Raw genomic sequence first — 20,127 nt, forward strand, 5'->3', positions numbered from 1 at the left:
CCGATCAGTTGATCAGCATGGCATTGTGGATCGCGGCATACTGGGACTGCCCGCGAACCTTGATGTCGAAATCGTCCATTTCAAGCAGTTCGTCGCCGTCGACCTCGATCTTGAAATAGTTGACCGAGACCTGCAGGTCGTTTTCAGGCATGTCGCCGCCCTTCCACGTACCGGCGTCGACCTGCTTGAGGAACCCGCGCAGCGTCATGACGGCCGAATGCACCTCGCCGGTCTCATCGACGAGCGCGCCGGTGATCATGAAGGGGTGCTCGGTGCCCGGCGCGAAGCCGAACAGCGTGACGATCTGCGGATCGAGACCCGGCATCTTGAAGCTGAACTCCAGCTTCTCGTAGCCGAGCCGCACCTCGCGCGGCTTGATCATGCCGCCGTTGCGAACCTCCTCGACCTTGGCCTGCGGCACGGGCGGTGTGATGTCGCCGATCTGGCCAAGCTTCGTCTGGCGATCGGCAAAGAGCGTGCAATCACGCATGATGAAGCGGGGAAGATTGCTCATTGGGTTCTCCTGTTGGCTTGGCCGGAATTATGCCGCGAGCGTCAGTGGGCCGTTTTCGATGGCACCGCGCACGTCGTCGAGCAGAAGCTGGTAGTAGAGAATGTTGCGATGCGTGGTGATGCCGATCTGTTCCATGATGCCGATCGGCTCGAATTCAACTTCGAGGAACACCTTGCCGTTGGCGTTGAGCGCCGGCACGTTGAGATCGGAAAGCCAGACGCGGCCGTCGATGATATCGTCGTTGTTCTTGAAGACACGCATTCCGGCGTTGCCGTCCTCGACGAGCATTTTCAGGTTATACTTGGTGAATTTCCGGTCGACGTAGAGGAAGTAGAGATCCTCAAGGGACTCGTTGATCATGTCGGCCGTCGCCCGCACGCTGTCGAACTGCCAGAGCGGATCGTCGATCGCCAGACGCGAACCCCAGGTGCGGAAGCCGCCGCGCTCGTTGATGATCGTCGAGATCTGGTTTTCGTTCAGGTAGTTGCTGTCGTCCGGATACTGGATCGTGCGGCGCACGCCATCGATCGTGCGGATGATCTTGTTGGAGACCGACCCAGATACACCCTCGGCCGAGGCGACGACACGCGCCCGAACGCCGGCGAAGACCGGCGCGACCGGCTTGGTCACGGGTACGCCGGCGACATTTTTCAGCACCTTTGGATCGATGATCAGGATTCGCCCGCCATTCACGGTCTGGCGGAACCGGACCGCTTCCGCATTCGTGGTGTCGGGGCCGGCGATATAGGCACGCGCGCGGACCTGCGGGCAGATCGTGTTGAAGGCCGATACGAATCCGTTGGAGACGTCGCCGACATTGGCGGTAGCGGCGGGCAGGGTCTTGTCTTCGTCGGCGCCGCCGCCGGTGAACGCGATCACCGGTGCCTCGGACATCTTCTGGCCCGGCGTGACGATGTCGACCCGCACGACCTTGCCTTCGTCGGCGCCCGTACCCATGACGGCAACGAGCGTCGGCAATACCTTGCCGGGATCGCTCCCGCCGCCCGTGGCGGTCACGACCGGAGCTTCGGTCATGTTCGATCCCTGGCTGGAGAGCGAAACGGAAACGAGGCCATCCTCGATCCACGCGCCGGTATTGCCGGCAGTAATGATGACCCGCGGCTGATAGCCAGTCAGGGCCTTGGCGCGCAACGCGGCGTAAAGCCCTGTCCTCTGCACGGCACCGCCGATCAGGTTCGCCTCGAGAACGGCCGGCGTATCGCTGTGCTCGACACGGTTGACCATGACGAAGGAGCCGCCTTCGCCGAAGACGGTCTTCACGTCGTCGAGCAAGGTGCCTGCCGTACCCAGGAGCGCCGCCTGCGTCAGGGAGGTAACAAGCGTCGGGTAGTTGAGCGGAAACGCTGCAACATCGGCATCGGGCGCGGTCCCGTTGACGAACGTCACGTTCTGGCGGGAAACCCGCAGAAGCGACGGGGTATCGGGGCTTTCCACGACCTTCACGCCGTGGTGATAAGAAAGGTCTGCCATCGACAGGCTCCTGTGTTTGGGGTTGGCATGGTGAATTGCGCCGCCACGGACATGGCGACGGCTCAATGGTGTCGAGCGTTCTGGGATCGACCGATGCTACTGCCAGTGGCTGTTGTCGGCGAAGTCGGCCGGGATGGGGACCATGGCCTGCAGGTCGAACGATGCGGAATATATCGGCTGACGATAGGCACCGGCGGCGAGCAAGATCAGTTGCCATTCCGCCGCGGTGACGGCGACCTTGCCGGTGTTGGTCGTGATTTCGATCTCGCCCGCTGGCTGCGCGGCATTGAGATAGGCCTGCGCGAACGGCGTGACCTCGTCCATCCATTTCCGCATGTCGTCGGGCGTTGTGCCGATATGGTGGATGCCGCGCGCATCACCAAAGTCAAAATCGAAACCGAGGGCAAGGCGCCGCTCCCGCTCGGCGATGACGTCGTCGACCGCTGGCGCGGCAATTGCGGGCACCGGCGGCGGGCCGGCCTCCGGAAAACTGAACGGCGCGACTTCGGCCAGAAACGCCGCCTTCGTGTAGCCGAGGCGTTCGATGACCTGCAAATTCTCCTCGGCGACCCACGCGCCATCGGCGAATACCCATGTCGTCATCGATCCGAAAACACCGCGCAGACACGCTTCAAATGCAGGAGTCCCGCGCAGGCTCTCAAGATCGGATCGTGTGTTCGGTAAAACCATCAATGCACCTCCTGGTCGGGCTATGTCGCCACGCAAAATGTGCCGGTCGCGGGTTTCGACGCCGAAGCGCTACTCCCCGCTGTACCGGACCTTGAAATGTATTTGCCTAAGCAGGTCGAAAGGGCTGACCATCATGATGAAATGGTCGACCTGCGGAGCCATAACTGCCGCAGAGTCCGAAACTGATCGTCACAGCGCCCACGCGCGCCAATGTTGGCGTTCGAGTTCGAGGGAAGGTTGTTCCAGTTGGAGGCGCGAGAACCTGAGTTCGCCGCGTTGTCCCAGTTCCCGCCGAGGAGGGCCGCAAAGCCCTGGCACAATACCCCTTTCAACCCCCACAGCACCCCGCCGACCCCGCAGGTGACGGTCAGGGCGAGTAGCTGAAGCCGCAAGCGCGGATCGGCGCCAGCGGAATATCGAAAGCCGCCCCTTTCGGGGCGACTAGGCAAGGACGAGGTGGTCACAGCGCCCACGCGCGCCAATGTGGGCGTACGAGTTCGAGGGAAGGTAGTTCCAGTAGGAGGCGCGAGAACCTGAGTACGCCGCGTCGCCCCAGTTCCCGCCGAGGAGGGCCGCATTGGACAGCATGTAGGCCGAACCGCGCCCCTGGTCGACATAGCTTGCCGCGCCGTAGGAACCACCGAAGTCGCGACCCCATATCCAGAGATTGCCGGTCGCCAGCATCACGCCCCATTTCGAGGTGTAAGCGTTGCGCAAGATCGTGCTGACCGGGTCCGTTCCTCCAGACTGCGCTTCCTTCGTGCCATACATCGCCGCGGCGAATTCGCTATAGGACAGAAGCTCCTTGCCATGGCTCTCCATCACCTCGGCGGCGACGAACCAGGTCAGGTTCGCATAGGTGGTGCTGCCGTTCCCGCCGAAAGCCGCCGGCACCTTCGGCGGGCTGCTACCGTCCGCGATGGTGACATTGTATTTCGACGTGCCGTCCGTGTGGTGGTTTACGCCCAGCAGATAGATGTCGACCCAGAACCGACCGGCCACGAGCGCCATGCCGCGCGGGTCCGCGCATGCCGGACGGAATTTCAGATCCCAGAGCGAGTACTCGTTGATTGCCGGATTGGTGTCTCCGCCGGCATTGTAGCCAGCCGCATTGCCGCCCGGGGCATAGTGGAAACCGCCCAACTTACGGCTGCCGGCAACCGGCGGCGCTGTGTGGTTGCTCGTCGCCTCGATGGTCCAATCCGGCTTTACCCAGATCGCATAGTCAACACCCGCAGACAGCGCCGGCATGACGACGGCGGTGGCTGCATCGAATTTGTGGATGTCGCCGTCAATTCCCACAATAGTCCCGGCTTTAAGGGAAAGCGCGTTCGCACCGGTTTTTGTGAAAACCACCGAGGAGGCGTCAGATTTGATGAAGGCATTCATGCCGACGTTGGAAAGGGCTGTGGCCGTGGCCGCAGCATCCGCCTTGGCGGCAAGGGCTGTGGCCACGGCCGCAGCATCCGCCTTGGCGGCAAGGGCTGTGGCCGTGGCCGCAGCATCCGCCTTGGCGGCAAGGGCTGTGGCAAGGCCGGTGATCTCCGACATCAAGTGGCCGTGGGGACCGAGCGCGGCAAGGGCTGTCGATGGCGCAAATACCCCATCGCCGTTCTTCACCAGTACATAGCCGGTCGGGGCATCCGTAGCACCATCGACGTCGGTTAGGTCATCAAGCTTAAAGGTGGCGTCCGCCGCCATCTTGTTCGCCAACGCATCCACGAGGCCGACGACGCCGGCCATGGCATGGGTGTGGCTCGCTGGGGCGCGTCCGTTGGCATTGTCAAAGATGAGTTTCAACGCCGTATCGACAACACCCCATGCGGTTTGCAGCCGGAAGAACTCCTCCGCAACATCGTCACCTTCGACCGGCATCGGAATGCCGAAATGTTCGGTCAGGGCCATGCCCATTCGCTCCTTAGAAAATGCCTGCGCCAAGGTCGCCGATCAGAACGCGCGCGGAAGGTCCGCCGGTCGCCGTGATCCTGATCTGCGCGATGCTGCCGGTCAGGCCGGTGTCTTGATATTTCCGTTCCGTCCAGTTCGGGAACGCCAGCGCCTCGGTGTCGTCGAGAGGCAACGCGTCCCACGACCCGCCGTCGATCTTGATGTCGACGGCAACGGTTGAGCCGCCGGGCAGAAATGCCTTGAGATACGTCGCGACGCGAACCGCTGCGCCGAGCGCGAAGGCCCGGGTCACATAGGTCAGTTCTTCCGCGATCTCGCCGGCAACCAGTTCGACAGGCGCATAGAGGACCGGCGAAAGCTCGCTGGTCCCTCGCAGCACCGCCCGCAGTTCCACCGTCTCTGTGATGTACTCGGTAAGCTGGAGCACCTGATACGGAGCGAGGCGGTAGATCGTGCCGTTGGTCCGCTCGATCTCGAATTCCACCGAGCAGCCAGGCGACGGCAGTTCCACGATGGCGCGGACCTGCAAATCCGAGCAATCGACGAGATCGAACGAGCCGAGCGTCACGGTCTTCGTCGTCACCGGGTACCGCGCTGCAACGATGCGGAAGGCGAGCGCTTCGTCCTGATGCGCCGTCCACGTCTCGGCGTTCACCGACGAGAAGCGCGGGCCAATCACATAAGGATGGGCAGTCACCCACCGCTGCAAGGCGGCATCGAAAGCGCCGAGCTTCGCCAGCGAGACCGAATGCTCGTTGTCATCGGTCTTGATCACGAAAGCGTGCTTGCGCTCCGGCGAGGTGGTTGCCGGCAGGAGGAAGCGCGGGGACTTCCATCCAACGGCAGCTCCGACCATTGGCACGCGCGCCTCCGCGACGATGCTGTTCGTCGGAAAACCGTTATCCGTGGTCACCTGGTCGACGATAATGTCATGTGATCCACTTCCGATGTTGCAGATGTGGAAGTCCACTCCGACGACCTGGCGTAGACGATCGACCGCGAATAGTTGCGCCTGCGGGTCGCTGTCGCGGCTGCTATCGCCCCGCATCCCGCCACCACGACCGCCGCCGCCGCCACTGTTGATAATGCGCGCTGTCCACGTCTCGACCGTCGTCACGCGCCGCATGACGTCGATAGCCACGGTTCCCTGCCCGACGAACATGGCCGCCGCGCCAGTCCCCCCGGCTCCGGCCGCCTCAACGATCTTGGTGCCAGCGGTCACACCGACCGGAATCGTAAAATTACCGGAAACGACGCCGGAGCCGTTCGCAACAAGTGGCCCCGCCGGCGTGACGTCGCTGCCGTCGAAAACCAGGCTTTCAAGGATTTCCCCCGCGCCGAAGCCTGAGATCGTGAAACTCACCGCGATCTGGCGCAGGAACGGCAGGGCCTCTGTGCGCGAACTGATCCGCTCGGTAGTCGATGACGTCTGCTGAAGTGGTCCGCCATCGATTCGCACCCCGCGATTGAACTCGCGCGTTGCGTCAGACATCCATTCGGTACGGGAGACCGTCCAGAAATCGACGGCCGGCGTCAGCTTCAACACGCCGGGAATCGGCGTGAAGTTTGCATAGGGGTTGATCTTCTCGCAACCGGTCTTGAGCGGCTGCTCGGAAATAACCTCCTCGATCCAGTCCAGCATGACAGGCTCGGCGAGGTCGGCGGCGAAGAACGTCGGCTCGATCGAAAGCATGAGAATACCGTCGACGATTGCGCCACTCTGCGGCGTGCCCTCATCACGGTACGTATCGTCGATGAAAGGATCGACGAACATACCCTTCTTCGCAACCGGCTCCCGGCTGTCGATGCCGCTTTTCAGCCGCTCCAACTGGATCAGCCGATCATGATCGACGATCCGGCGCAGGTACGGCCAGAGTTCGTCCCACGACAGCGAATTCGTGCCATCATTCTCGACGGACGGCGTGCCTGTCCAATCGTTCGTGATCGTCGCCAGCTTGAGCGCTGTCATGGGTACGGCCGGGGGGCGCGGGTTGCTGGTTGCGGATAGGCCGCGCAGGTAGATCGGTGAGCCATCCTGCGCGAGACAAATCCGGTCGATGCGCGGCAAGCGACGCGTGTAAGCGACGATGATGTCGCCGCCGGTCGCGCCACCCGACACGGTGATCGTCGTCAGGGTCGACGCGTCTGCCGTCACCGAGGCGCGATACCGGTACGTCACCGTGTACGTGCTGCCACCGGCCGGTTCCGCGCCCGCCGGAGACCAATCAACCGTGTTGTTCACCCGGTTATAATCGGTCCCCGCAACATAGGTCGTGCCGGCCTGCTTCACCTCGACAAGCTGGATGACGGACGTATCCGGCAGGCCATCGGCCCCATTGACGACCGCGCCGCGCGTGACGGTAACGGTCTTCTCCTTGGTCAGCAGGATCGAGTTGATCACGCCGATCGGGCCGGCGGCCACGGTAAAGGTGTGCGATGCGCCGCCGGGATAGGTGTGGGTCTCGCCGGGAATGGCCAGTTCGTCCCATTCCTCGGCCTCGGCGTGACGCAATGCAGCAAAGCGGGTGCGCTTGTAACCGTTGATATTCGCCTCGCCCTCGGCGATCGAGAAGTGCTGCGCGCCGCCCTGCGCGCCGAGCGCCGTGACCTGACACCCCGAGACGATGTAGTTACCGTTCGGGCGGTCGTACTCGACGACGGCTTGCAGCGCGGGGGCAAGGATGTCCGGGCCGACCTGATCGAGGATTGTCCCATCCTGTAGCGTGTAGACGGCCACGAACATGCCCACGCCGCCGTCGCCCTGATAGGCCCACGCTGCCGCGCGATACTCGCGCGCCGCGCCAGGCTCGCCCTCGGCGTCAGAGCCGGGGACGAGGCCGAGCAAGGTCGGATCATCCTCATGCGTTACGTAGGTCGTCACGATCCGGATACCGATCTCAATGCGGCCGGTCATCGGCACGTCGCTGAGAATGGCGGCATCGACGTCCCAGACGTCCCCATCCGCGTACACGCGGCCAGCCTCAAGAGTGACGGTCTCGGTTTCCTTGTCGACAAACGCATCACCGCGCTCGATGCGGGTGCCGTCGCTGACGATCATGCGACCAACGCGCCGGATGTTTGCGCGATGGATCGTTTGCAGGTCGTTCAACTCGGCGCCCTGAAAATAGGGGCGCTCGCCATAGAACACGAGGCCTTGCAGAGCCGAGCTTGCCTGAAGCGCACGATTGAATGCGTTCGGCAGGCCGGACGGGTGTTCGAATGCCATGGATCAGAACCTCAGAAGGAGTTTCACGCGATCCCGCACAGTCTTGCGCAGGGGCGTATTCGTGGCGGTGACGGCAATCTCCTCGCCGCCGATCAGGTCGCCGGGATCGAGCCATGCCCGGCCCGGGGGAATGCCCTCGGCCCGTGTGGCGCCCACCGTGATGGCCATGCCGCTGGCGACGACGCCATCGGCATCATCGAAATCGGTCATTGCCTCGATGTAGACCCGAGTGCCGCCGGGCGCCGGCTGGTATCGCGTGCCCCCAAACTGATAGGGACCATCGAACTGAGGCTTGACTGGCCATCTGGCACGACACCGGCGATGGCCGATGATCTCGCCCTCCGTATCCCGGAGGGTGAGATAAAGGACTTGATCGCCGAACCACGCCGCCATCAGCGCGCGCCGTTGCGTCTCTGGGGTCTCCGACCAAGAGAAGTTCGCTTCGGCCCATGGATAGTTCATCGCAGTCCACGGGATCAGGCCACCTTCAGGTGGCTCTATCCAGTTGCCGATTGCGGTGCCTTCTTCCTCGGTAAGGACGTGGTCAGCTTCGCGGAGCCGGCCAAACGACCAGATCGTTCCGCCGCCATGAAGACGGATGCCGCTCTCGTGCTCCAGCATGCAGCTATCGAGGCGGGCATGGTCTCCAAGGGCGGGACCGACGTCATACTCGTGCGTCCCACGCCGAAAATCAGAGCGGAAAGGCAGCGATAGGCGAGTGATGCCCTCGATCCGCCCCAGAAGCGGCACGTCATTCGAGGGCAGCGCCGAAAACCGAAGCTGCGAGGAATTCCACCAGATCCGGCCGTGCCAGGCGGGTTCCACCGTCGCGGTCAGGCCGAGGAATGCAAGGCCGCGATCGATGGCGTCATAGGTTCCACGGACGCGAAGCCACCGAACCCCGCGCCCATCGAGCAGCTCGTAGGGATTCGCGACATAAGGCGTCAGCATGCCAAGGCCGAACTCGTACACGAGAAACGGCAAAGCTGCGGGCGGCGGATTGTCCTTCATCGTGGTGATGTACGGCACGGCATCCCACATGCCCGCCCACCGGCCGCTGTGCGACGCCTCGAAAGCAAGCTCGAAACGCCCGGAGCTTGGCGGTAGAAGGGATGTCAAAATGCTCTCCCGCGCAGCGTCAGGCTAACATTACCGATGGAAATTGATCGAGTCGGATCGGCGACGAAGGTAGCCGTTCCAGTGGCAACGACATTCTGTACGCCGCCAATCATGAGTTTTGACGTCCACCAGGCGGCCGTCAGATCGCGTCCGAGCGCCCGTTCTGTCGCCCAGGCTGAACGAAGCACTTCGATTGCCCGAGCAACTGTGCCGTCATCGGCATCCGGAAGCAGCCAGATGTCACCGGCGAGGTCAACCACCTCGCGAACAGCCGATGCGACCATGATCGTATCGTTGACCAGCCGGACCGATTTCGCCTGCAGCGCGGCATCCACAATCGCCAATAATTCGGGTGAAGCCACGCCATCCTGCTCGGTAGAGTAGATGGCAACATGGATCACCGGGCTGCGACCAATTCGGTAAAGCGCTACGCTCTGGACACGAAGATCGGACGCCATGGCGACCGCACGATAGCGCTCTTCCGGCCCGCCAGTCGAGCGGCCCTGAATTTCAAGCACGACACGGTCTTTGAGGCGATCATCCTTTTCATCTGGCAGGCGATAGACATCATAGAAGGCAGCAAGGTGCTCGAGGTTGTTTCCTTCGGCGAATGCCAGAAACCGCGCCAGACCGGCGCGCTTGATGGCTTCGTTGATGACGATCTCGCGATAGCCCTCCGCCTGGATTCCGATCACGGCCGGATCGGTTTCCAGCATCTGGACATCATAGTCTGGCAGTGACGGATCGCCGGCCCGCACCTCGGCCCAGATCGCCTTGAAGGCGGCGATCTGGCGCGCCACGATCACCGAATGGGATGGCTGCGCGATGACCAGCGGTGGCGGCAGGTTTGCGAGATCGATGCTCATGCCGCGACCTCGACTATATAGTTGAAGCTCCGCTCCTCCTGAAGAGAGAAGTCGCCGCGATGTGCTCGCGGATAATAGGTTCCGAAGATTTCGACGCCAAGGAAACCGCCCTCGCCACCGGTCGTCACCTTCCCGTCTCGATTATCTACATAGCCGGCCCGGTTGACGCGCCCCGCCCTCATGCGGAAGCGCGGCTCCCAGCGGGCAATGGCCGAGGCGGCGGCCGAGTAGATGGCGAGAATGTTTTTCTGGATCATTTTCCGGTCGATAAGGTCGGGAAGGCTCGAGCCGAAGTCTCGTCGCATGACGCGGCTCTCAAGCGCGGTATCGAGAATTTTGCGAATGGACTGTTGGGTGTGACCCCAGTCATTGAGAACGACGCCGGTGTCGCCGTTGATACCGGTTGAGTTTGTCATTCGGCGCTTCCTCGTTCTGTTTGCCAGGAAGAAGAACATTGCCGAGCGGCGGCAGGAGTTCCCGCGCCTGGTCCTCGGTCAAACGGATGTCGGATCCGGCTTCACGCCATGCGCCGGCGATTTCGCACCCGATGCGAACCTTGTAGGTTTTCATGTGTGGCTCCTAATCAACCTGCCATTTGCTCGCACCGGATATCAGCACGGCGCCGCAGGCGGTCCTGTCGCCATCCCGGGCGATGTCGGCGTCTTCACAACGCCAGCGCGGGGAACCTTCGACGATGGGGTTCACCCCGTGGATCGGGCATCCATAGAGATCGCCGACGCGAGCGATCGGCGCGCCTTCCGCCCGCCACTTCGTCGCTCCGGTAATGACGGAACCGCCATGCGAGCCGGCATCCCCTCGGCGCACGATCAAGGGCATCAGTTCAGATGCCCACTACTGGCGGTGATGGTGACGCCACTTCCGCTCGCGGCAATGACCGTCTCGCCGATCTTGATATGCAGCGGCACGTTCTCGGCGTTTTCACGCGCCGAGGCGGTCGAGTATGTCGCCATGTCGATGACCGCGTCAGTCAGGTCGCCGCTCTCGGAGGTCACGTCGACCTGTTCGCCCTTCGCGAAGACGACGTCGATCTTCGCGCCGCCGGCGCCCAACGTGCGAGCCTTGATCCAGCCCGTAAGAAACGGCTTGCCGTCCTGGCTGGACAGCGCGATGCGGTACCGGCCTTGGCTGTCTGGCCCATCGGCGACTAACCCGCTCCGACGACGGTTGCGGGCGCGACGCTCCAGTTCCGCGATGCGGTGATAGAGATCTGCAACCTGATCAGTAAAGGCTTTCGGTATCACGGCGACACCTGCTGGGCGTCGGGCGGGTCGATCGCTCCTATCGTCTCAAGTCCGCCGCCGGCAGGCGTCAGGAGCTGCGCGTGCATCTCCTCGATCGTCATGCCAAAGCGGCGCTGCTGAACTGCAGCCTCGGCCGCCGGGACTCCGACAAGGTTCTTCATAAGGTGGGTGTATGGGTGTTGCTTTTCTTCCATGAGGGAAAAAAGCTTCACCCATATTCCCTTTAGCGGCTCGCCGAAGACCGGATCCGGGAGGAGGTCGCCTGTGATGACAAGCTGGTGCGCGGCAATGCGTGCGCCGCTCGCGGCATCGGAGGTGCGCTTACGCTCCATCTTCCGAATGGAGGAAGTCAAGCCGCGCCAAACCTCGGCCCATGGATTTTCGGGATCACTCAGGGCGTTCACAACCTGCCGTCCGACGCTATCGAGGTAAAACTCGAAATCGCGGTCTGTTGCCGGCAACCCGGGAATAACCTGACTCTCGCCGGTCTCGGAATTCATCACAAGCATCGCCGCTGTTACGCCGCTCTCGATCGTAAGGTCCGTATCGCCGGAGCGATGGAGTTCGCGAACAGTCAACCCCTCTTTCGCAAGCGCACCGTCCGTGTAGACGGCAATGAACGGTTTCTCCTGATCCGTGCGAAGCGTGCCGTCTGATGCGACATCAAGCGCGGCAATCTGACTGTCGAGAACGTTGTCGTCGACGAAGGTCCGCCCCTTGATCGCCTCGATCGCGCAAATGCGCCATGCTATGCGTCCGAGCATCACGCTTCACCCATGGTCAAGATGAGCCGCGGTTCGCTTCTGTCGTCCACCGACAGCACCTCGAACCAAGGCTCACCGGGGCGGGCAAGTGCCTTCACCTTGTCACCCCTCTTGAAGGCGATGTCGGGATATTTCGCGCGATCAACGTGCAATTCCGACCGCTGCGACGAGACGCGGCTGCGCCAGTCGCGGTCGGTGCCACCCGATACCGATGCATCCCTGCCAGCATCAGCCCGAAGGATGGCCTCGATCTCGCGTGCGGGCCGGTCGGGATCGAGTGCGCCATCTTTGAAGAAGGACAGCTTCACCGGCTCCGCGCGGAAGCGATCGACTTCCGCAAGGGTGCGATCACGAAGCTGATGGAAGCGGGCGGCAAGCATCGGATCAGGCGCCCGCAGCCAGGTCGGCGATCTTCTTCTCGACTGCATCTGCCTGCTCGGCGAGCTTGGCCTTCTCCGCAGGATCCTGCACTTCCTCGACCTTCGCGCGCAGACCGGCAAGAGTCGCTTCGAGCCGCTGCCGCGCCTCGGCGGAATCGCTGGACGACGGCTTCGTTGCCTTGCCCTTCGGCGTCGCCTCGTAGGCGAAGCGGTCGTGGACGAGGTGCTTCCCGTAGTCGGCGGGGACGCGCACCGGCTCGTGCGCATCCACATCCCGATCCTTGCCGCCGGTGATGGCGGCTGGCAGGATGCCGCCGTTCGGGAATGCGATCCACATGGTTTCCTTGCTGGACATGATGGCATCTCCTTTCGTTTCGCGAAAACCCTCGGCACGAGGATTTTCGGCAAACGAAAGGCGACCCGCCGCGCAGGCCGCCCTTGTCGTTTCTGGCGTCGATCAGGTGAGGGTGAGGCGGCGCAGCACCTTCGGCTTGGTGCAAAGCGAGATGGCGTTCATCTGCACCTCGATCTCGCGGCCCTTGCCGTTCGGCTTCTTGTATTGCCGCATGTAGAACGGCAGGCCGACCGTATTGACGGTCTCCTCGTAGTCGGCGGGCGCGAACCTGGTGATGAAGAGATCGGGAACACCCTTGACCACCACGCGAGCCTCGTCGTTTGCGATGTACGGAGCGCCGAGGTCCGCCACCGCCTTCGCCCCGGTGCGGTAACGCTCCCAGGTGGCGCCAGCGAATTCGAAGGTATCGGGCACGTCCTGCCGCAGCACCGAGGCGCCGCTATTGAACATGAAGGTGTCTCTGACCGACTTGTGCGTCCAGAGAGCCTTATGGAACGTCCTCCCCGTGAAAACGTGGATACCGTCGTAAGGCTCGTCGAGGTCGTCCTCTATCGAATAGATCACGTCCTGAAAGAGACTGGCGGCGACGGTGGCGTCGACGTCGAGTTCGAGAGAAACGGCGGACGGGACCGGGATACCGAACCGGCTGTAAAGGTTGTGCAGCACATTGCCGCTCTTCGAAGTCACGTTGCCCTTGATCGCGCCGACCCGCTGATGCTCCAGCGTCATACTCAAATCCTGAGCATGACGCATGCCCTTACGCTCGACGCGATTCTGGATCGTCTCGAGGGTATCGGTCGTGCCGAAGGCGCGCACGTTCTGAGTTTCGTCAGCCAGCACGGAATCGTCGCGCTGGTAGTGGTCGATGTCGAAGGGGATGCGGCTGCGGTTTTCATCACCCGTCGTCTCGCCGGATGCGCCGCGCGCAGTCGGTTCAACGAGCGAGAGTTTCCCGTCACGCATCTCGATCGAAATGCGCGTCGTGCTCACACCGTCCTCTTCGAAAAGGCCGGTGGCGGAAATCTGCCCCGGCCGATACGGCTCGCTGTTGATCGCAGCCGTGAGCGATTCGATGGTGAAGCCTTCACCATCCCAGATGTCTACCATGGGTCCGGACATGAGGCCCTCCTATCGAGCGATGATCGCGGCTGCGGCAAGCTGACCGAGCTTCGCCGTGCGCTTGTTGGCGTTGTCGACCGACGAATGGAAGATGAGCATCGGCTCCTTCACTTCCGCCTGGCGGCTGATGACCACGGCCTCGACGTCCGCCGACGTGGCGTCGACGCCGTAAGCGAGAATAGCCTTGGCGACCTCCGCGCCTTCGATGCCGACGACCTCGGCGTTCGGCGACGAGGTGTATTTCTTGCTGGCGGTAATGATGCCGAGCAGGGTGCCGGGTTCCAGCTTGCCGGCCCCGGAGGCGATGGTGACGACGTCGCGCGAAATCTTGCCGTTGCCCTCGGACAGCACGAAAGCAAGATTGCGCGGGCCTTCTGTCTTGATGTCGAGCATTGATCAGCCCTCCTGATTCTGCTTGCGCCGCGAGGCGTAGATCGCGGACGTGTCGATGGTTGCCTTCTTGGCGGGGGCCGAAGGGGCCGCAGGCCCAGCGGCGGCGAGGCGCTGCTGTTCGTAGGAGGCAGCGGCGTCGACGGCCTTCGTCGGCGACACGTTCGCCACCACGAAGGCGGCGACGTCGGCACCCGACATGCCCGGCGACTTGACCGCGAGGTCGAGGGCAGCGGCCATGCGGCCGCCGTCACCCTTCACGCCTTCCGCGCCGAGGGCCGCGGCGAGGCGGTCGCTTTCCGCCTTCGCCCCCTCCGCCTTACCGGTCTCCGACGCTGCGGTGACGGCAGCGTCGTGCTCGGCCTGCGAGATGCCGGGCTTCTTGTCGCCGCCGGCGGGCGCATCGTCTTTCGACATTGCATGTTCCTCTTGGTTGGAGTGAGACGCGGACGCGCCGGGTTCGGCCCCTTCGGGCACAGGTTCGGCCGCGTCCCCGAGCATCGCATCGTGGACGGCGGCCAAAATGCTCTTGGCCATGGTTTCAGCCCTTTCGATTGACTTCCTTTACGAAGGCGGCGAACGCCTCCTGTCCGTTACCAACGGCGTCGACGAGGCCGAGCCGAAGCGAGTCCTGCGCGTCGAAGGCGTCGGCTTCCGTCGCCAGCGCCGCGGCCTTCGTCGTGCGACGGCCCCGGCCTTGTGCAACGGCGGCGGCGAAACTATCGCGCATCGCTTCCACCTGCGCCTGCCAGCGCGCCCGCGTTTCGGGCGGCAGCGGCAGGAACGGGCTTCCGTCCACCTTGTGCTTGCCGGCATGGATCAGCGTGACCCTGATGCCGTCCTGTTCGAGATTGCCGCTGAAATCGGCATGCATCATCACGACGCCGATGGAGCCGGCGCCACCGAAGTCCGGCATGACGATCTGGCGGGCCTGGCTGGCGAGCAGATATCCGGCCGAATAGGCGTAGTCGGTCAGGATCGCGATCGTGGGCTTTGCGGCGGACAGCTTCCGGATTGCGGCGGCCGTCTCGAACGCGCCGTTGACCATTCCCCCGAAGGAGTCGATTTCGAACACGACGCCGCCGACATCCTCGTCGCGGGCAGCGCGTGCGATCTGCACCTGCAGGCCCTGATAAGACGTTTCCCCCGATGAGGAACCCACCCATGCGCCCTTGTGGACGAGCGTTCCCTCGATCGGTATCACCGCGACGCGGCCGATCATGTCGAAGGGCCGCGCGCCAGCACGGTCATAGGCCCGGCCCAGCCGATCCCCGAGCACCCCGGCCGATGGCCGCCCTGCCGAGAAGGCAACATGATCGACCGGACCGTCGCCGTTGACGATGCTGACCGGAAAGCCGGTCAGACGCGGGCCGAGCATCCGAATGACCGTCTCGGCCTTCCTCGGATGGTAAAGGTGCGGCTGCTCGAACAAGATCGAGCAGATGCGGTCAAAGGCTGGCATGATCTGCCCTCTCAAACAAAGCGCATGCTCTTGGCAAAGCGCCGGCGGCGACCCTGCGAGGCGGCGCACTCGTTTTCGTATCGCTCGATAAGTTCCCGCAGACGGGCGGCATTTGCCGCGCTCCAACGGACCTCGTCATCGCCGAAGCGGGTCATGGCCACGCCACCGCCGGTCGCAATGATCAATTCGGCCTTCTTGAGTTCCGAGGCGACCTCGCAAGGATTGTTGATGTCGACGGAAACGCCGTTGATCTGCACCGTCGTCATCACGCCCTCTCTTTCTTGCGGGTGTCTTCGTCTTCTTCTTCCCGCTCTCCGCTCGTGTTCGAGGCCGGATTGCGGACGAAGGGCGAAGGCATGCCGGCGGCAACATAGCGTTCATGTTCCCGCTGCCGCTGCTCGAAGACCTCGTCCGGATCCTTCCCCAGTTCGGCGCACTCGTCGGCGAGCGTCGAGGTGCCGTTGAAGATGCGCTCGCTCGACGCCTTCGCGCTCTTGCCGTCATCGGCGGACGGCTTCGCCGGCCCCTGCCATAGCGCCCACGCAAAGCGTTCGCGGTTCGCTGCGAACGCTTCATATCCGCCCTTCACCTCGATCCTGCTTTCGCCGACCTCCTCGTCCAGCCAATTCTCGTAAAGGGACTGGCACGGCGGCGCGGCGATACGCTCGCGGCGCCGGACGACGACCGGCCAGATCGACGAATTCTCCATCCGCACCGACGAATAGGTCGCGTTCTCGTGGTTCATCGTCAGGCCGCCGAACGAGATGCCAATCGCCCGCGCGATGTCGCGCGACAACTCCCTGTTGACCGACAGGAACTCCGGGCTGGGTGTCCGTGTCGAAAGCAGTTCGAGCTTCTCGCCGGGGGCGAGATGCGACACTCGCGGATTGCCGCTGATCGAAATCTCGCTCTCGGCAGCCCGGTCGAGCGCAGCCATGAAGAAATCGCGATAGCTGTCCTTGAACTCCTTGTCCTCGACCGCCTCGATCGCCTCGAAGGCGTCGGCCGAGGGGGAGGCGCTGGTCAGCGCGGCGGCGAAAACGGTCTGCAAGATCGCGGTCTGGATCGTCGTGTCGACCAAGGTCTCGCGAAGGATGTGCTGGCGGAAAGCCGCGGCGAGTCGGCTGATGCCACGAACGTCGCCAGCGTCCATCGGGTCGAAGGCATGCACGACGCGCTGCCGTCCGTCCCTGTCGTAAGCGCGATGGTCGCGCTTCACGATGATTCCCGTCTCCTTCTCCTGAATCCGGTAGGCGACGGGCCTGCCGTTCGGGTCGTGGATGACGCCCTGAAAAAGCCCCTCCATCTCGTTCGTGTCCTGCACGAGCTTGGTGGGGTTTACGAGGCAGAGCTTGGTTCCGCTCGTGATCCCATATTGCCGCCGCTGGGCGCGGGGCATGTATTCGATCAGTCCGAGACCTTCGCCATAGGCCATATCCCAGCGCAGCATGATGTCGATTTGCTGGGGGCCGGAGAACTTGCCCCGGAAGTCGCACTCGCGCGGCTCCCAGAAGTACCGCTTCCACCGCTGCTTGATCGTTTTGACCAGCGCCGCAGTTTCCACCTCGCTATAACCGAGATCGCGGAGATCGGGCTGCGGGTTGAGGACCAGCTCGACGCCGACCGTGTCGGCGATCACCTGGTCCGCCGCGCCGCGAAGCTGGCCCGAATTCTGGATCAGGTCCAGCGCGAGAGCGGCGGTCCGCCGCCAGACAGCACGAACGTCGTCCCGGTGCTCCCGCAGGACTGCCGGCCGCGAGGAGATGACCGCCGACCGCGTATCGCGCAGGTATCCGCTGCGCGGCACCGGCGACGAACGCGCGGGCACGCTCCCGGCCTTCACTCGAACCCTCGGCTTCTCGGTCATTTACGGTTCTTCCACCTCTCCCGCCGCTGGCGTCGTTTCTCTTCTTCGTCGTCCGCCGCCGGCGGGGATTGATCGCCTGGGGCGATCCGCGTGAGCAGATCCTCTATATCGCCCTGCACGGCCTCGGGAGGGCACTCGCGCTCGGCTTCGTATCGGTCCCATATCTGGTCGGGCATCGACCGGATGCCGAACTTGATGGCGGCCGCCTCGGCCTGAAGGTGCGTGTCGAGGCCCTCGTTCGCCTGCGCGGGATCCTTCACCCATTCGTATTTCACGAAGCCGGACTTCGTGCGCACCGCCTTGCGGCTCTCGGCCGTAAGCTGGCGATAGAACTCGTCCTCGAGACCGCGAGGCAGGCCTACGAAGCCGCGCTGCAACGGGTCGTCCTTCGCAAGATTGCGGTAGAGGCCCATTTTCAAAACCGAGGTCGCGAAGTTGAAGAACCGGCGGGAATACCGCTTGACCTTGCCGGTCTTGGTGTTCCGTTCCTTCTTCACCGCTGCGATTAGCGGCGCCGATTCCGATGGCACGCCGCGCACCATGATCAGTCGGGAGGTCGGATGCTTCTTCACCCACCCCCACACGTCCTCGGTCCATGCGTTGCCGTCGATCGCGACCATGTCTGCCTGAATCGGTCGTCCGTGCGCGTTGCGCCACGTCTGCGCCATCAATCCGTCGAGCATGGCCCGGCAACCGTCCTCGCTGATATGGCCGGGAAAGACCACATATTCGATGACGGCGCGGCGAAAGTCGCGGCCCCATGCCACGACCTGCCCCTCGACACGATCCTTCTGGCAGTCGATGCCGATCGTAAGCAGCGGGTATCCGGACGGAATGGAACCGCGCGAATAGAAGGACAATGCGCCCCTGTCCCGCAGGCTTTCCCACCCCGGCGCCTCGCCGAGCGTCCGGTACGCGCGGCCGACCGTATCGTTGAAGAATGTCTGCTCGGACGCCGGGTCACCCTTCGCGCTCAACCATTCGCGCGCGATACGCTCGAAACTCTGCAGGAGCGAATATGCCGACCACAGATGAAACGAACGATGGACTCGCTTCGCCGCCGGGTTGCCGGCCCGCCAGACTTCCTCTCCTTCCGCTTCCCTCCGCCTGGCTTCGCGGAACATCTGCGGCCGATGATATTCTTCGATAACGCCGCCGCATCCCTCCGCGACGCATGTGAAATGCGCGCGCTCCGGATGCTTTTCGTCGATCGATTGCTGGAAATTTTCCCATTCCAGCGTCTGCATTTCGCCACAGTGCGGGCATGGCAGGAAGAGACGTTCCTGACTTCCGTCCTCAAAATTCCGGGTGATCCTGCACCCCGGCTCGACGAGCGGCGTCGAGATTTTGAAGACCTTCGCGAACTCGTGTGCGCGGGATCGGCTGTCGGCTTGCGTCTCCGGATCGCCGGCGGCGTTCATCTCCCATTTCGCAAGGTCGTCCTGCACCTGCCGGCGCATGGTGACTTGCGACAGGGAGGCCGGAGAGTTGGCCCCCGAAATCTGGATCGCACCGCGACCGTCGACCCGTTCCTTGTAGAGAACGCTATCCAGACCGTCGCGCGAACGCATCGGGAAGAGGCGAGCAAGCGCCGTCGTTCCTTTCAGCATCGGCGCCAGCTTCATCTTCGACCAACGCTGCGCGTTCGAATCGGTCGGATGAACGTAAAGAAAGTCGCCGGGGTCCATATCCATGGACCCGCCGCAGAAGATATTGGCGAGCACGGTTCCGCCAAGCTGCGCGGACTTCGCCAATGTGACGATCCGGCAGGGATCGCTCGGAGACAGCGCCCGCAGGATTTCGTCGAAATAGAAAAACAGATCGCGGTTGTACGGACCCGGCAGTGGGCTTTCGCGCTCCGAAAAGACGATGTTGCGCTCGGCCCATGCCAGATAGTTGACCGGCGGCGGCGGTGTCAGAACCTCGGCCAGCACGTCGTTCGCGATGCGCTCTGCATTGGCGACGACGACTGTCATGGAGGTCATGCTTCGCCGCCTTCCTCGATCACGTATTCCACGGTGGCCGGCACGTCCTCGGACTGCCCTTTGGCAACCTGGGCGGCCACGCCCTTCTTCTCGTTTCGCACCTCCCGCAACAGATGCAGGACGTCCCGCTGGGGGAGGCCGAACTTCCCGGCGATGGCGGAAGCGAAGTCGACCAGCATGGCCGCGCTCACCTCGTCCACCTGCCGCGCGAGCCGCGCCATCTGCGCGCGCACGTCGTCGGCCGGGACCAACTTTCCTCGACGGGTCGCCTCTTCGACGGCATCGCGCTCGTTCTTCCGCCGCTCGCTCTTCAGCCGCTCAAGCTGGATCTGGTAGGCGACGTCGTCGGTGCGCAGCGGCGGCGCGGTGCTCGTCGGCTGCTCTGTCGCCGAGGAGGCGCCGAGGAGGCGCGTGCCGATTCCGTTGCCGAGGCTCTGCCCGACGTCGCGGCGCACCTTGATCTGCTCAAGCGCGCGATCGACGATGATCTTCGCGGAGCGCCCTTCGCCTTCCAAGGCGTCCGGGCCGATCTTGCCTTCGGCGATCCACTGGCTCACGCGGCCGGGCGAGACGCCAACTTCACGCGCGAAGTCGCCCTTAGAGAGAACCTGCATTTTAGTCCTCTTTAGGCTCCTCTTTAGGAACGAGTTTAGGCTCCTAAAACTGTGTCTGACTGGCGAAATCCGGCAGTCGCGCTGCCCCGCAGGTCTGGTTTTTCCAGAAACGGTC

At 63.3% G+C, this 20,127-nt stretch carries 22 protein-coding genes; all 22 read right to left on the reverse strand.

All coding sequences use genetic code 11. The features are described from left to right. Window positions 1–4 precede the first annotated feature (4 nt). The 22 genes from L0976_RS05155 to L0976_RS05260 all read right to left on the reverse strand — a co-directional run bounded on the left by L0976_RS05155 (window position 5) and on the right by L0976_RS05260 (window position 20,012). Window positions 5–514: a phage major tail tube protein gene (locus tag L0976_RS05155; protein WP_234186407.1), complete on the reverse strand. Its 510-nt coding sequence runs from the start codon at window positions 512–514 to the stop codon at window positions 5–7. Window positions 515–541: 27 nt separating this feature from the next. Then, a complete protein-coding gene (locus tag L0976_RS05160; RefSeq protein WP_234186408.1) occupies window positions 542–2,005 on the reverse strand; it encodes a phage tail sheath subtilisin-like domain-containing protein in 1,464 nt (487 codons plus the stop codon). Window positions 2,006–2,101: 96 nt separating this feature from the next. Next, window positions 2,102–2,695: a hypothetical protein gene (locus L0976_RS05165; RefSeq protein WP_234186409.1), complete on the reverse strand. Its 594-nt coding sequence runs from the start codon at window positions 2,693–2,695 to the stop codon at window positions 2,102–2,104. Between the two features lie 441 nt (window positions 2,696–3,136). After that, the gene (locus L0976_RS05170) at window positions 3,137–4,600 is read right to left on the reverse strand and encodes a hypothetical protein (RefSeq protein ID WP_234186410.1); all 1,464 of its coding nucleotides are present in this window, start codon (window positions 4,598–4,600) and stop codon (window positions 3,137–3,139) included. A gap of 13 nt (window positions 4,601–4,613) precedes the next feature. Then, window positions 4,614–7,829, reverse strand: a complete 3,216-nt coding sequence (locus L0976_RS05175) for a DUF4815 domain-containing protein (RefSeq protein ID WP_234186411.1) — start codon at window positions 7,827–7,829, stop codon at window positions 4,614–4,616. 3 nt (window positions 7,830–7,832) lie between these two features. Continuing rightward, entirely contained in the window at window positions 7,833–8,948 is a 1,116-nt protein-coding gene (locus L0976_RS05180; protein WP_234186412.1) for a phage tail protein, read from the reverse strand. Continuing rightward, window positions 8,945–9,814, reverse strand: a complete 870-nt coding sequence (locus L0976_RS05185; RefSeq protein WP_234186413.1) for a baseplate J/gp47 family protein — start codon at window positions 9,812–9,814, stop codon at window positions 8,945–8,947. The genes L0976_RS05180 and L0976_RS05185 overlap by 4 nt, the downstream gene beginning before the upstream one ends. Continuing rightward, window positions 9,811–10,230, reverse strand: a complete 420-nt coding sequence (locus L0976_RS05190; protein ID WP_234186414.1) for a GPW/gp25 family protein — start codon at window positions 10,228–10,230, stop codon at window positions 9,811–9,813. Before L0976_RS05190 ends, L0976_RS05185 begins: the two co-directional genes overlap by 4 nt. Beyond that, entirely contained in the window at window positions 10,181–10,384 is a 204-nt protein-coding gene (locus L0976_RS05195) for a hypothetical protein (protein ID WP_234186415.1), read from the reverse strand. Before L0976_RS05195 ends, L0976_RS05190 begins: the two co-directional genes overlap by 50 nt. A gap of 9 nt (window positions 10,385–10,393) precedes the next feature. Continuing rightward, complete coding sequence (locus tag L0976_RS05200; protein WP_234186416.1) at window positions 10,394–10,651, reverse strand: PAAR domain-containing protein; 258 nt, start codon at window positions 10,649–10,651, stop codon at window positions 10,394–10,396. Then, the gene (locus L0976_RS05205) at window positions 10,651–11,076 is read right to left on the reverse strand and encodes a hypothetical protein (RefSeq protein WP_234186417.1); all 426 of its coding nucleotides are present in this window, start codon (window positions 11,074–11,076) and stop codon (window positions 10,651–10,653) included. The genes L0976_RS05200 and L0976_RS05205 overlap by 1 nt, the downstream gene beginning before the upstream one ends. Beyond that, entirely contained in the window at window positions 11,073–11,840 is a 768-nt protein-coding gene (locus L0976_RS05210; RefSeq protein WP_234186418.1) for a hypothetical protein, read from the reverse strand. The genes L0976_RS05205 and L0976_RS05210 overlap by 4 nt, the downstream gene beginning before the upstream one ends. Continuing rightward, complete coding sequence (locus tag L0976_RS05215; RefSeq protein ID WP_234186419.1) at window positions 11,840–12,220, reverse strand: hypothetical protein; 381 nt, start codon at window positions 12,218–12,220, stop codon at window positions 11,840–11,842. The genes L0976_RS05210 and L0976_RS05215 overlap by 1 nt, the downstream gene beginning before the upstream one ends. A gap of 4 nt (window positions 12,221–12,224) precedes the next feature. Beyond that, complete coding sequence (locus L0976_RS05220) at window positions 12,225–12,575, reverse strand: hypothetical protein (RefSeq protein WP_234186420.1); 351 nt, start codon at window positions 12,573–12,575, stop codon at window positions 12,225–12,227. Between the two features lie 102 nt (window positions 12,576–12,677). Next, the gene (locus L0976_RS05225; RefSeq protein ID WP_234186421.1) at window positions 12,678–13,694 is read right to left on the reverse strand and encodes a major capsid protein; all 1,017 of its coding nucleotides are present in this window, start codon (window positions 13,692–13,694) and stop codon (window positions 12,678–12,680) included. A 9-nt stretch (window positions 13,695–13,703) separates the two neighbouring features. Then, a complete protein-coding gene (locus L0976_RS05230) occupies window positions 13,704–14,087 on the reverse strand; it encodes a head decoration protein (protein WP_234186422.1) in 384 nt (127 codons plus the stop codon). A gap of 3 nt (window positions 14,088–14,090) precedes the next feature. Further along, a complete protein-coding gene (locus L0976_RS05235) occupies window positions 14,091–14,501 on the reverse strand; it encodes a hypothetical protein (protein WP_234186423.1) in 411 nt (136 codons plus the stop codon). 124 nt (window positions 14,502–14,625) lie between these two features. Beyond that, on the reverse strand, window positions 14,626–15,615 hold the full coding sequence (locus L0976_RS28735; RefSeq protein ID WP_234186424.1) for a S49 family peptidase: 990 nt from the start codon (window positions 15,613–15,615) through the stop codon (window positions 14,626–14,628). Beyond that, on the reverse strand, window positions 15,558–15,812 hold the full coding sequence (locus tag L0976_RS05245; protein WP_234186425.1) for a gpW family protein: 255 nt from the start codon (window positions 15,810–15,812) through the stop codon (window positions 15,558–15,560). Before L0976_RS05245 ends, L0976_RS28735 begins: the two co-directional genes overlap by 58 nt. Beyond that, window positions 15,812–17,413, reverse strand: coding sequence for a phage portal protein (locus L0976_RS05250; protein ID WP_234186426.1), 1,602 nt, complete (start codon window positions 17,411–17,413; stop codon window positions 15,812–15,814). Before L0976_RS05250 ends, L0976_RS05245 begins: the two co-directional genes overlap by 1 nt. Further along, window positions 17,410–19,398 (reverse strand): phage terminase large subunit family protein, encoded by a 1,989-nt coding sequence (locus L0976_RS05255; RefSeq protein WP_370643582.1) that lies wholly within the window; start codon window positions 19,396–19,398, stop codon window positions 17,410–17,412. The genes L0976_RS05250 and L0976_RS05255 overlap by 4 nt, the downstream gene beginning before the upstream one ends. Continuing rightward, window positions 19,395–20,012 (reverse strand): hypothetical protein, encoded by a 618-nt coding sequence (locus L0976_RS05260; RefSeq protein ID WP_234186428.1) that lies wholly within the window; start codon window positions 20,010–20,012, stop codon window positions 19,395–19,397. Before L0976_RS05260 ends, L0976_RS05255 begins: the two co-directional genes overlap by 4 nt. Between the last annotated feature and the right edge of the window lie 115 nt (window positions 20,013–20,127).

Source organism: Shinella sp. NM-101 (assembly GCF_021401195.1).
GTDB lineage: Bacteria > Pseudomonadota > Alphaproteobacteria > Rhizobiales > Rhizobiaceae > Shinella.